Raw genomic sequence first — 12611 nt, forward strand, 5'->3', positions numbered from 1 at the left:
GGTTACTCAACCACCCGCCGTACCTTGAGCAACGCCGCGCGCAACGCGCTCTTGTCCACCGAGCCCAACGCCAGCCTGATTGCATGGGGCACATGCCCTGACACCGCAAACGGCTCGGCAGTGGACACCGAAACACCCTCCTGCGCCAACGCCATGGTGACCTGATCCGCCCGGGCATCCTCCCCCAACGGCAGCCATAAAAAATACGACGAGGGATGGCTGATGTACTCCACCCCCGCCAGCACCTCAGCCGCCAGCGCCTGCCGGGCCTGGGCGTCCTGGCGTTTTTGTACCTCCAGTTGGAGTACCGTGCCGTCCTCGATCCAGCCGGTGGCGATGGCCGTCATTACCCCCGGCGCATTCCACACCGTGGCCATGACCGTCCTTTCCAGCGCCGCAACCCACGCCAGTGGCGCCACGACGAACCCCACCCGCAGGCCGGTGGCGACACTCTTGGACAGCCCGCCCACGTACACCGTGCGCTCCGGCGCCAGGTGCGCCAAGGGCGGTGGCGCGTGCTCGACGAGGAAGGCATAGGCGGCGTCTTCGATCAGGATCAGCTCGTGTTCGCGGGCGATGCGCACCAGCGCCTCGCGCTGGTCGAGCCCCAGCACCCAGCCCAGGGGGTTGTGCAAGGTCGGCATGCAGTACAGCGCGCGCACCGGGCGTCGGCGACACAGCTGTTGCAACACTGCCAGGTCCGGCCCGCGCGGCGTGACCGGGATCGCAACGAGCTCCAAGTGCAAGGTCTCGGCCAGCACCTTGAAACCGGAATAGGTCAAGGCATCCACCGCCACCACATCGCCGGGCTTGAGCAACGCCATCATGCTCACCGCCAGGCCATGCTGGGCCCCGCTGACCACCAGCACCTGCTCGGCCGCGACACTCAGGCCACGGTGCAGCAGATGCCGCGCCATCACCGCCCGCTCATGGACGCGCCCGGCATGGGGCTGGTAACGCAGCAGCGCTTCCAGGTCGCCAGACAACGCCAATTGGCGCAAGGCCGTGCGCAGCAGGTCGGCCTGGCCGGGCAAGGACGGGTAGTTGAAATTCAGATCGAGCATGCCCGCCGCCACCGCCATTTGCCCACTGCCTTGGCCGGGCGCCAGGGCAATTTCCCGCACAAAAGTGCCACGCCCGGTCTCGCCGCTGACCAGGCCCATGGCCTCCAGTTCGCTGTACACCCGGCTGGCCGTGACCAGGGCCAGGCCATGGGTGGTCGCCAATTGGCGGTGGGTCGGCAGGCGGGTGCCGGGCACCAGGGTTCCAGCACGGATATCCCTGGCAAAAGCATCCACCAGGGACTTGTAGCGGGCACGGGGCATGGGCGATGTATCCATGACAATTTTTTGATTGTCGCAATCTTCAGCCCTAGGATGCCCGAAACGCAACCCTCCCCTGTCGAGCGCCCCCTGCATGGAACAAACGTCCCGGACCATCCCCCCCGAACATAGCCGCAGCGGCTGGATCAATGGCTTGATCGGCGTGCTGATTTTCAGCGGCTCGCTGCCCGCCACCCGCTTGGCGGTGCTGGAATTCGAACCGGTGTTCCTGACCGTGGCCAGGGCGAGCATTGCCGCCGTGCTGGGCCTGTGCCTGTTGTGGCTGTTGCGGGAACGTCGCCCCGCGCGCAACCAGTGGGGGCCGTTGCTGATTGTCGCCCTGGGGGTGGTGATTGGCTTCCCGTTGCTCACCGCCCTGGCCTTGCAGTATGTGACCTCGGCCCACTCCATCGTGTTTATCGGCCTGCTGCCCCTGGCCACCGCGGTGTTCGGTGTGCTGCGCGGCGGCGAGCGACCGCGCCCGGTGTTCTGGCTGTTTTCGATCCTGGGCAGCCTGCTGGTGGTGGGCTATGCCCTGGCCCAGGGCCTGAACGCCGCCCCCGCCGGCGACCTGCTGATGCTATTGGCGGTGCTGGTGTGCGGGCTGGGATATGCCGAAGGGGCCAAGCTGGCACGCACCCTCGGCGGCTGGCAGGTGATCTGCTGGGCGCTGGTGGTTTCGCTGCCGGTGGTCGCGCCCCTGACCTTGCTCCTGGCCCCCGCCTCCTTCACCGGCATCAGCCTGCCGGCGTGGCTAAGCCTGGCTTACGTGGCGCTGTTCAGCATGTTGATCGGCTTTGTGTTCTGGTATCGCGGGCTGGCCCAGGGCGGCATCGCGGCGGTCGGGCAGTTGCAGTTGCTGCAGCCGTTCTTCGGCCTGGCGCTGGCGGCCAGCCTGCTGCATGAACCGGTGAGCCTGGGCATGCTCGCCGTGACCGTGGCGGTGATTGCCTGCGTGGCCTTGGCTAAGAAGTTTGCGCGATAGGGGCGTGGGCCTTTAGGCTCATGGATTGGCCCAAGAACAATAAGGATGCACGATGCACACCCCTTCCCTGCAAGACACCACGGCGCCGGACGGCGTCTGCTACGGCTGTGGCCCCAGCAACGCCCACGGGCTGCATATCAAGAGCCGCTGGGATGCGGACGGCGTGCATATCGTCGCCGAGCACCTGCCCGACGCCCAATACTGCGGCTGGCCCGACCTGGTCTACGGCGGCCTGATCGCCATGTTGGTCGACTGCCACTCCAACTGGACCGCCATGGCCTATCACTACCGTGCCGAACAGCGCACACCTGGCGAGTTGCCGCGTATCGACTGCGTGACCGGCAACCTCGGCATCAAATTCATCAAGCCCACCCCCATGGGCGTGCCGCTGACCTTGCGCGCGAAGGTCGAGGGTGACGTCGGGCGCAAGAGCCGCGTGATCTGCGAGGTGTACGCCGATGGCGTGCTGACGGCGATTGGCGACTCGATCTTCGTGCGTGTCGATACCGGGCGCCTGGCCGATACGGCCCATGGCCGCCAGGCCTGAGAATGGTCTACATTCAACGCCACGTGCCGAAAAAAGGAACCTGACGATGACGCGCCTGACCGCTAAAGACTTCGCCCCTGAGCTGCTGGAACTCTACGACGGCTACGCCCACGGCAAGATCAACCGCCGCGAGTTTCTCGACCGCGCGGCCCTGTTCACCTTTGGCGGCCTGACCGCCTCGGCACTGCTGGCTTCCCTGAGCCCCAACTACGCCCTGGCCGAGCAGGTGAAATTCACCGACCCGGACATCGTTGCCGACTACATCACCTACCCCTCGCCCAAGGGCAACGGCTCGGTGCGCGGCTACCTGGTCCGCCCGGCGAAGGCCACAGGCAAGCTGCCGGCGGTGGTGGTGGTCCACGAAAACCGTGGGCTCAACCCCTATATCGAAGACGTTGCCCGGCGCCTGGGCAAAGCCGGGTTTATCGCCCTGGCGCCCGATGGCCTGAGTTCGGTGGGCGGCTACCCCGGCAATGATGAAAAAGGCGTGGCGCTGCAACAGACCGTCGACCCGGCCAAGCTGATGAATGACTTCTTCGCCGCTATCGAATGGCTGATGCATCACGACGCCAGCACCGGCAAAGTCGGCATCACGGGCTTCTGCTACGGCGGTGGCGTGACCAACGCCGCGGCTGTGGCCTACCCGGAACTGGGCGCGGCCGTATCGTTCTATGGGCGCCAACCTGACACCAGGGACGTGCCGAAGATCAAGGCGCCGATCATGTTGCACTTTGGCGAACTGGACACACGGATCAACGAAGGCTGGCCGCCTTATGAAACCGCCTTGAAAGCCGCAGGCACGACCTATGAAGCCTACATCTACAAGGGCGCCAACCACGGCTTCCATAACGACTCGACCCCACGCTACGACGAGGCCGCGGCGAACCTGGCCTGGGAACGCACCTTGGGCTGGTTCCGTAAGTACCTCGTGTAATCACACCGCCCCCTGATCAATTCAAATCAAGAAGCAGCAGACATGATCGAAACCCGCCTGCTACGCCAGTTCATCGCTGTGGCTGAAGAACTGCACTTTCACAGGGCCGCCATGCGCCTGCACATGGCCCAGCCCCCTCTGAGCCAGGCCATCAATCGCCTGGAGGGCAAGCTGGGGTTCAGTCTGTTTACCCGCAGCAAGCGCGGGGTAAAACTGACCCCAGCCGGTGGCGCATTCCTCGACGCCGCCTATGGCACCCTCAAGGCGTTGGCGCTGGGCATCGAACACGCGCGCCAGGTGGCGCAGGGTATCGCCGGTAAACTCACGGTGACTGCCGTGTCGATCACCTACTACGAGCCACTGCTCGATAGCCTGCGCCGGTTCCGCGAGACGTTCCCAAAGGTGCAATTGATCATCAAGCAGATGCCTTCCGCCAGCCAGGCCCAGGCCATTGCGTCGGGGGAAGCGGATATTGCCTTCATACGCAAATTGCCGATGGCCGCACCAAACATTGCGTCGCGCCTGTTGCTGGATGAGCAGATCGTGATGGCCCTGCCGGCCGATCACCCCAGGGCCGGCGACGGCCAGATCGACTTGCGGGACTTCGCCGGCGAAGACTTTGTGTTCACCCCTCAAGCCCTGGGTAGCGGCTATCACAGCCAGCTTATCGCTCTGTGCGAGGCCGCCGGCTTTTACCCTCGGGTGGTACAGGAAGCCGCGCAACTCCATACGCTGATCGGCCTGGTCGCCTGTGGCTTCGGCGTTGCCCTGGTGCCGGAGTCGATTGCCAACTCGATCCTGCGCGACAAGGTCGTGTTTCGTCGCATCGCCCCGGTAAGCGCTTTCCCCAACCCAGCCATCGGCCTGTACCTGAGCTGGAACACCGACAACCCATCACCGTTGCTGGACAGCTTTATCGCCCTGCTCGACTTCAGCGCCACTGCTGTGCCTTCGACCACCGATTAGTCGCTGCCCGTGAGCGTGCCACGGCATTAGCACCGCAGAGACGGGTGATCGCTGGCGCTGGCGAGTCGAATCGGGGGCTGGACATGTCAAAACCGTGGGTCGCATTGATTGCAGTGATGATGACTATCAAACCGAGCGGCCTGTTTAATTGGCAACGCTGATTCCTATAATCGCCTCCACATTCTTCCCCGGCCTGGCTTCAGGCTGCATTCCCCCCGGATCTTCGCCCCATGCCAAGCGCTAGCCAGGCCCCTCATAGCCTTCCCGAACATAATCAACAGAGCGTCAAACAGCAGTGGCTGGCGATTCTCTCGGTTGCCGTGGGGGCCTTTGCCCTGGTGACCAGTGAGTTTCTGCCGGTGGGCGTGCTCAATGATGTCGCCAGTGACCTGGGCATCAGTGCCGGCCACGCCGGTTTGATGGTGACCCTGCCCGGCATCATGGCCGCCCTCGCCGCGCCCTTGCTGTCGGTCAGCATTGGCACCATGGACCGTCGCTATCTGCTGATCGGCCTGACGCTGATCATGATCATTGCCAACTCGGTGGTGGCGTTGGCCAGTGATTTTGGCCTGCTGCTGTTCGGTCGTGTGCTGCTGGGCATCAGCATCGGTGGTTTCTGGGCCACCGCCATCGCCCTCAGCGGCCGCCTGGCGCCCAGGGGTGTGGGCGTTGCCCAGGCCACTTCGATCATCATGGTCGGCGTAACCCTCGCCACCGTGCTGGGCGTGCCGGTAGGCACCTGGCTGAGCGGCCTGATGGGCTGGCGCATGACGTTCCTGATCACCGCACTGATGGGCGTACCGGTACTCCTGGCGCAGATTTTCCTGCTGCCACGACTCAATCCGGAGAAGGCCATTCGCGTCAGCGACCTGCCCGCCTTGTTTATCAACCCCCAAGCGCGGGTCGGGTTAATCGCGGTGTTGCTGATCGGCCTGGCGCACTTTGCCGCGTACACCTACGTCGCGCCCTTCTTCAAGCACAGTGCCGGCTTCGATGGACCAACGATTGGCTCGTTGCTGCTGTTGTTTGGCGTGGCCGGGGTGATGGGCAATATCTTTGCCGGTTTTGCTGCCAACCGCAGCGTACGCCACACCCTGTTGCTGGTGGCGCTGATGATCGGCACCAGCACTGCGCTGTTCCCCCATTTCGCCACCGGCATGAGCGGCGCAGCCATGCTGATCGCGCTTTGGGGCTTCGCCTTCGGTGCCTTTCCGGCCTGCGCCAGTATCTGGATGTTTGTCGTGGCGCCCAAGGATGTCGAACGCGGCATGCCGCTGTTCGTTGCGTTGTTCCAGGTGATCATTGCCCTGGGCTCGTTCTTTGGCGGGCGGATCGTCGACCAACTGGGCAGCTCGGTGCTGCTGAGCCTCGCCACAGTGCTGGTGGGCTTGGGTTTTGTGACGGTGTTGGTGCTGGGACGCAATGTCAGCAACAGCCTTGCGGCCCAGCCCTGCTAGCTGGCTGAGCATTGCAGTGGGGCTCTCCCATCGGCAGGGGGAGCCTACTCGATCCTGCGAGATAGCCTGACTTTGGCTTTGCCGATGGGCAACTCCTGCGCGCCCGACCTCAATGCCAGGGAAACCCTGGTGTTTTGCGCGTCAACCTTCACCACCAGGTCGATATCTTTTTGCTTGCCCAGTTTCTGGAAAGCCTCAAAGATTTCTTCTTCATCGAAGGCGCCAATCCACACGCCATACCGGCCGTTTCCATTGCGCCAATAGAGGCCACAGAACTTTGGGATGGCCCTTTTGGCGTAGTGGTTATCCTGTAGATCCTTTGCGAATAAATTTTCCTGCTCGCCGTTGTAGGCACTGAAGCCAAAATCGAGCCACTCGCCCTTCTCCAGGACAACCACCGGTCTCCAGCTATATTTCTCCCGGTAGACGCCATAGATTTCTGGCGCAGGATAGCCTTGCGTCAGTATTTTTTGCCGGATTTGCGGGCTGAAGGTCTTATAGGAAGGATCATTGAGCATGCGCTCTGCATAGCCGTCTTTAAACATGTACTGGGCATTGCTGTAGGCGCTTTGCTTGGTAATGGTTGTAGCATGCGCCTGAAAGGCCCCGACTTCCTTCTGATGCCCCGCTCCGCTCAGCCACAGCACCACCCGGCCCTGTGGCGCCAAGCCCACGACAAAGGTGCTGTAGGTGTCTTTTTTATGGGTGTCCTGATCGATAAAACCCTCATCTAAGAGGCGCTTGATCGCGTCTTTGTCCAAGGCCCAGTGACCGCTATAGAACGTGCGCTCCACCAGCGAGTACCAGGTAAATTCCAGCTGATAGGGCACGCCCTTTTTTTCGATCGCGGTGGTCATCGTTCCGCCCTGGCTGCCCCAGCCGGTGTTCTGCGTGCCCCAGATCGCATCAAAACCGTAGGTAAAACCCTCAGCGATTATGGCGCCACGGTAAACCTCCATCGGGTATTCCTGTGGTGCAGATACCGTTCCCGTCCAGCTGTAGGTTTCAGGCATGTCTTTACTCTTGCACGCGGCCATCGAAAAACAGAACAACAGCGCAGCAATCACAGTTATCGGGGTTTTTATTGTCACGCAGCGCTACCTCGTCATGGCTTTACAGGAACATCGCCCGCCACTGCGCTTCCCTCTCCCGGAACCAATACCAAGCTCTGGGGCGAAGACAACGTAATGCCCATTTCCTGAAGGCGGGCAAGCAGGATGAACAGCAAGTCACTGCGGGTACCGGACACCGAGCGCGGGCTGTTGACGTAGCCGCTGACCCCAATGATCAGGCCGTCCCTGGCCAGGTCCTTGAACGTGACCGAGGGTGCCGGCGTATCGAGAATCGCCTCGTGCTCGGTAAACGACTGCATCAGCAGTTCGCGAACCTTCAATACATCGGTATCCAGCGGCAACGTGAGGGTAATGCCCACCACGCCCAGGGCGTTGCCCATGGTGACGTTGCGCACGTTTTGCGAGATGAATTGCGAGTTCGGCACGATCACCGTCGAGCGGTCGGACATCTGGATCTCGGTGGCCCTGACGTTGATCCGCCGAATATCGCCCTCCACGCCCCCCAGGCTGACCCAATCGCCAACCTTCACCGGCCGCTCCGTGAGCAGGATCAGCCCGGAGATGAAGTTCTGCACAATCGCCTGCAAGCCGAAGCCGATGCCCACCGACAAGGCACTGACCACCCAGGTCAGGCTGGTCAGGTTGATCCGCAGGATCGACATCACCAACAGAGTCAGCAGCACAAAGCCCAGGTAGCCCACCAGGGTCACCAGGGAGGCGCGCATGCCGGCGTCCATGTTGGTTTCCGGCAGCAGCCGCTCGCTCAGCCAGCGCTTCAAGGTGCGCACGGCGAATAGTCCGATGACAAACATCAGCAGCGCAATGAGGATGTCCTGGGGAATGATGTGCAGGTTGCCCAGGGTCTTGCTGGACTCGCCCAGTTGGCTGAAGCCCTGGAGCAATTCGCTGGGGCTGGAGCCTGCCGGAAGGAAAGCCGCCATCACGGCGGTGAGCAGCAGCAATGTACGGCCAACGCCCGCCAGCACCGTACAGGCCTGGGCCTGGTGCCGTGGCGACAGCCCCAGGGCATTGGCCAGTGCCAGGCCGCTGGGCTGCTTGGGCGAAAGCAGGGTTTCGCAGACGTCGCCGAAAAAGGCGATCAGCAGGTAGGCCGACGCCGCCACGACGCTGACCCACAGCAGCTTGACGGTAAGGAAGTAGGCCAGGGACAGATACCCGGTGAACAACGCGAGGACAATCACCGCCACCCAGATTGACGCCACAAAGGGCAGCATACCGGCGAGCCCACCCGGGCGCGGCAGCTCGAGTTTTTTGCGCACATGGCGCACGCGCAGCATCGCGGCGATAAAGATCAACGCGGTGGTCAGGGCCGTCAGGCCATTGAGCGCCACGGTCAGCGCCAGGCTGGCGCCAGTGACGTTGTTGATGCGCTCCTCGGTGGCCACCAGCATCAGCGCCACCGCCAGAATCGCCGGGAAAGGCCCCAGGGCACTGGCGATTTCATCGGCAATGGCCGGTAACCGCCAGGACGGTCGCGGCAGCATCAGCAAGGCGCGGCCAAGGCCCGCAATAAACGCACAGAACGTGGCCAGGGTGACCAGGTGATCGGAAAGCCGGGCCAGGTTTTCGCTCAACACCGCGTTGCTCTCCAGCCCCCAGCGCATCAGCGAGACCGCCCCCATGATCGTCAGGATCGACGACAACCCCACCGCCACCGCCAACGTACTACGCCGCAGGCGCCCCTCCGGCAGCCAGCGGATCATTGCCCAGGTGAGCAGATGCTCGAGCAGTCGCCGGCCGAAACTCCAGATCAGCACCGCCGCCAGCAGCGTGCTGAAGAACGCCCAGCGGTTCTCGGGGCTGACGGCACTCTTGAGGGCGACGATACCTTCGGCCTTGAGGTTGTCCAGGCGTTGCAAGTCCTCGCTGGTGGGGCGGATCAGGGTCGACCAGAAGGTGGGGCTGAAGGGCGAGTCGGTACGTGAAGTGACTTGGGAGTTGAACAGATTGCGCCGCAGGTTGACGATCTGCGCGGCGAGGTCGCGGCTCGTCTGGCTCAGTTGCTTGGCCTGCTGCTCATCCTCAAGCAGGCTGTTCTTCTTGCGGGTCAGGGCATCCCGTTGCTCGGTGAGGCTCTGCGCTTCGCCGGGCTGGGCCGCGCCCAATACCTTGAGTTGATCGTCAAGGCGCTCCATCTCGGTGGCGCGCACCGTGAGCAAGGCCGCGGCCAGCTGTTGCACCTGCAGCGCACCCTGCCGAAACTCCGCCAGCTTTTCGTCACTGGTACTGACCGGCACGCTCTGGCGAATCAGCTCAAGCTGCTGGCTGAGCTGCTTGAGGTCGGCGTCTTCGGGCAACAGCGGCAAACTGTCGACGACCTCGACTGGCGCCGGTGTGGCGCCCGCCTCTGCCCATCCCGCCGGGCTGATAGCCAAAACCATGGCCAACAAGGCCTGGCAGATGACGCCCCTATAAATTCGCCGCATCAACAATTCACCCTTTCTGTCTTTTTTCCATTGGCATTATGGACCGCCAGGGCCGAAAGGAAATTCCGCCCTGGCGGCAAAAGAGTAGATGCGGGGTGTTCCTCTCAGTCAACCAGCGTGGCCTTGGGCACCAATGCCCACGGCGCCATCAAGCGCTGCGGGGTCTGGCAGGTCTTGCGCTTGAACACGAAGTTGTGGCACTTCTCGGCGAACTGTTGGCGGTTTTCCACCATGTCCAAGCGCATCTGTGCCAGCTCGTTTTCGCGCAGGTGTGCAATCTGCTCCAGGTCCATCTGGGCTTTACGCGCGCGATGCAAGGCGTACTTTTCATCGGTCAACGCGTCGCTGGCCTGTTGCAGCAACCATGAGCCAAATGCCCGTGGGCAGCGTGGGCCGATATCCTGGATCATCCCCCACTGGCGGCCCTGGAAGGCGCTGATCGGCAGGCATTGCTCGATGAGCCTGTGGGCGATTTCACTGCCGACCGCGCGCGGCAGGCTGTAGGTCCAGTATTCGGAGCCATACAGGCCCATGGTCTTGTAATGCGGATTGAGCACCACCCCCGCCCGGGCGAATACGACATCGGCCGCCAGCGCCAGCATCACACCGCCGGCTCCGGCGCTGCCTGTCAGGCCACTGACCACCAGTTGCCGGGCTGTCAGCAGTTCCTGGCAGACATCGTCGATCGCCTGGATATTGGCCCAGGCCTCCAGCCCCGGCACCTCGGCGGCCTGAATCACGTTGAGGTGCACACCATTGGAAAAACTCCCACGCCCGCCCCGGACCAGCAGCACCTGGGTGTCCCGCGCCTTGGCCCAGCGCAGTGCCGCGACGAGGCGCTGGCACTGTTCGGTGCTCATGGCACCGTTGTAGAACTCAAAGGTCAATTCGCCAACGTGACCGGACTCTTGATAACGAATCGGTTGATACGCCATCTCATCGAACCCTTGGTGGGCAATCGAGCCGTCCAGCACCGGTACACCCGCCAGTTGCCCAGCCAGCACGTGACGGGCCGGCAACTTGAAGGTTTCCTCGCCGGGCTGGGCCTTGCGCTTGAGCGAGCCGATCCACAGGCTGTGATCACCGGCCGCGACCAATACCGCGTCATCCTGTACCGCGAGGATTTCCCCCGCCGTACCCCGGCGCGAATCCAGATGCGCGTCATACAGGTAATACTGGCCGCCGGCGAGGCTCGCCAACACACCGGGCTGGCCGTCGGCGGCGTCGATGGTGCGTTTGATGAACCGGGCGCAGTCGTACCAACTGAAGGTGCGGTCAGCTTGCTTCATGTTCGGCTGCAAACGCCCGATGACGTCAGGTTGCGTGTAGTCGAGGGGCACCGGCACGAAACCGCGGGCGAATTTTTCTACTACATCGCGGATGCAATAGATCGCCGCGTCACTCACCGCGCCGTTGTACAGCTCGGATTTACGCACATCGGCGGGCATGTCGAATTCACAGGTCGACCAGATCGGGCCGGCGTCCATTTCCTCCACCGCCTGCAAGGCCGTGACGCCCCAGCGCTTGACCTGCTGGGTGATGGCCCAGTCCAGTGCGCTGGCGCCACGGTCGCCAACAATCCCCGGGTGAATGATTACCACCGGGCGATCCGGATTGCTCCAGAGCTGCTGCGGCACCCGGTCCTTGAGAAACGGGCAGATCACCAGGTCCGCCGCCGATTCCTCGATCTGCCGGCAGACCGTGGCTTCATCGGTGAACAGCACCACACTGGGCACATGGCCCAACTGGCGCAAATCCAGCCAGGCCCGTTGGGTCAAGCCGTTGAACGCCGACGACAACAACATAATCTTCAATGACTGCATGACTGACTCTTCCTTGAGAATGCATGGCCGCAGGCTCCTTGAGCCATCCTTGGCCTTTTATGGAAACCCAAGGGTAGAGGGAGTGTCAGGAAGGGTAGATGACCGAGATCAATCTTGTGTCAGCCAGTGGTTGATCGGCTGCGGGGGTTGCCACGCAGGGCATCAATCGTGCCCGTCCAGCCCTTCTCGAACCAGGTCCAGAAAGGTCGTCAGGATACGCCGGGAGCTCTGCGCGCGCAGGCACACCAATGTCTCGGTGAACTGGCGCTGACAATCGATGATCGGCAACCCGCGAAGCCTGGAGTCCGAGCCCAATTCGGCCGCAGAAACGACACCGACGCCCATGCCAATGGCTACCGCCTCGCGCGCGGCTTCACGCCCCTCCACTTCGATCGCCTTGCGAATGCGCAAGCCCGCCGCCGCCATCTCTTCCTCGAGGGACAGCCGCGTGACCGAGCCCTGCTCGCGTAAAACCATGGGAGTGTTGTCCAGATCGGCCAGGCAAACCGATTCACGCTGGGCCCAGGGGTGGTCATGCGCCACGAACACAAGCATGGGATCGCTGCGCAGATGCAGCGTCAGCAGGCGATCGTCGTCGATGCTGCGCCCCAGCAAGGCGATGTCTGCCTGATGGCCGAACAATCGCTGCAGGACTTCATCGGTATTGGCGGTCTCAATCTTCACATCCACGCCTGGGTATCGGCTGCAGAAGCGAGAGACATAGGGCAAGACATGCACCGGCGCATCCACGGCCAGGTTCAGCGTGCCCGTCGACAAGGTCCGGTAGTCCGTCAGCATGTCGTGGGCATCGATACTGATATCGAACAGGCGCTGAGTCAGGCCGAACAGCCGCTCGCCCACCTCCGTAAGACGCACCAGGCGCTTGTCGCGGTAGAACACCATCACCCCGTAGTAGTCCTCGAGCTTGCGAACCTGGTCTGACACCGCAGGTTGGGACAGGCACAGCTGGTTGGCCGCCCGGGTGAAGCTGCCGTTCATCGCGACCGCATGGAAGGCCTTGAGCTGTGTATGGGAGATCGTCATTGCAGCACCTATC

At 62.8% G+C, this 12611-nt stretch carries 10 protein-coding genes; 5 read left to right on the forward strand and 5 right to left on the reverse strand.

Annotated elements, in window-relative coordinates:
- Positions 1–2: 2 nt before the first annotated feature.
- A complete protein-coding gene (locus tag ACSSVH_RS14600) occupies positions 3–1325 on the reverse strand; it encodes an aminotransferase-like domain-containing protein (RefSeq protein ID WP_169952959.1) in 1323 nt (440 codons plus the stop codon).
- 91 nt (positions 1326–1416) lie between these two features.
- Between ACSSVH_RS14600 and ACSSVH_RS14605 the strand changes: the two genes are divergently transcribed.
- The 5 genes from ACSSVH_RS14605 to ACSSVH_RS14625 all read left to right on the forward strand — a co-directional run bounded on the left by ACSSVH_RS14605 (position 1417) and on the right by ACSSVH_RS14625 (position 6211).
- Complete coding sequence (locus ACSSVH_RS14605; protein ID WP_432754260.1) at positions 1417–2307, forward strand: DMT family transporter; 891 nt, start codon at positions 1417–1419, stop codon at positions 2305–2307.
- 52 nt (positions 2308–2359) lie between these two features.
- Complete coding sequence (locus ACSSVH_RS14610) at positions 2360–2854, forward strand: PaaI family thioesterase (RefSeq protein ID WP_172311651.1); 495 nt, start codon at positions 2360–2362, stop codon at positions 2852–2854.
- Between the two features lie 46 nt (positions 2855–2900).
- Positions 2901–3788 (forward strand): YghX family hydrolase, encoded by an 888-nt coding sequence (yghX, locus tag ACSSVH_RS14615; RefSeq protein WP_170041219.1) that lies wholly within the window; start codon positions 2901–2903, stop codon positions 3786–3788.
- A gap of 42 nt (positions 3789–3830) precedes the next feature.
- Positions 3831–4754 carry a LysR family transcriptional regulator gene (locus ACSSVH_RS14620; protein WP_432754261.1) on the forward strand — a complete coding sequence of 308 codons (924 nt, stop codon included), beginning with the start codon at positions 3831–3833 and terminating at the stop codon, positions 4752–4754.
- A 230-nt stretch (positions 4755–4984) separates the two neighbouring features.
- Positions 4985–6211 carry an MFS transporter gene (locus ACSSVH_RS14625; protein ID WP_492633374.1) on the forward strand — a complete coding sequence of 409 codons (1227 nt, stop codon included), beginning with the start codon at positions 4985–4987 and terminating at the stop codon, positions 6209–6211.
- Between the two features lie 44 nt (positions 6212–6255).
- On the opposite strand, the gene ACSSVH_RS14630 is transcribed toward ACSSVH_RS14625, so the two are convergent.
- The 4 genes from ACSSVH_RS14630 to ACSSVH_RS14645 all read right to left on the reverse strand — a co-directional run bounded on the left by ACSSVH_RS14630 (position 6256) and on the right by ACSSVH_RS14645 (position 12598).
- The gene (locus tag ACSSVH_RS14630; protein ID WP_492633375.1) at positions 6256–7224 is read right to left on the reverse strand and encodes a DUF2931 family protein; all 969 of its coding nucleotides are present in this window, start codon (positions 7222–7224) and stop codon (positions 6256–6258) included.
- Positions 7225–7316: 92 nt separating this feature from the next.
- Positions 7317–9686: a DUF3772 domain-containing protein gene (locus ACSSVH_RS14635; RefSeq protein ID WP_407073415.1), complete on the reverse strand. Its 2370-nt coding sequence runs from the start codon at positions 9684–9686 to the stop codon at positions 7317–7319.
- Between the two features lie 149 nt (positions 9687–9835).
- Positions 9836–11554, reverse strand: coding sequence for a hydrogenase maturation protein (locus tag ACSSVH_RS14640; RefSeq protein WP_170057175.1), 1719 nt, complete (start codon positions 11552–11554; stop codon positions 9836–9838).
- 162 nt (positions 11555–11716) lie between these two features.
- Positions 11717–12598 carry a LysR substrate-binding domain-containing protein gene (locus ACSSVH_RS14645; protein WP_170041214.1) on the reverse strand — a complete coding sequence of 294 codons (882 nt, stop codon included), beginning with the start codon at positions 12596–12598 and terminating at the stop codon, positions 11717–11719.
- Positions 12599–12611: the final 13 nt, after the last annotated feature.

This window comes from Pseudomonas sp. HC1(2025) (assembly GCF_058742075.1).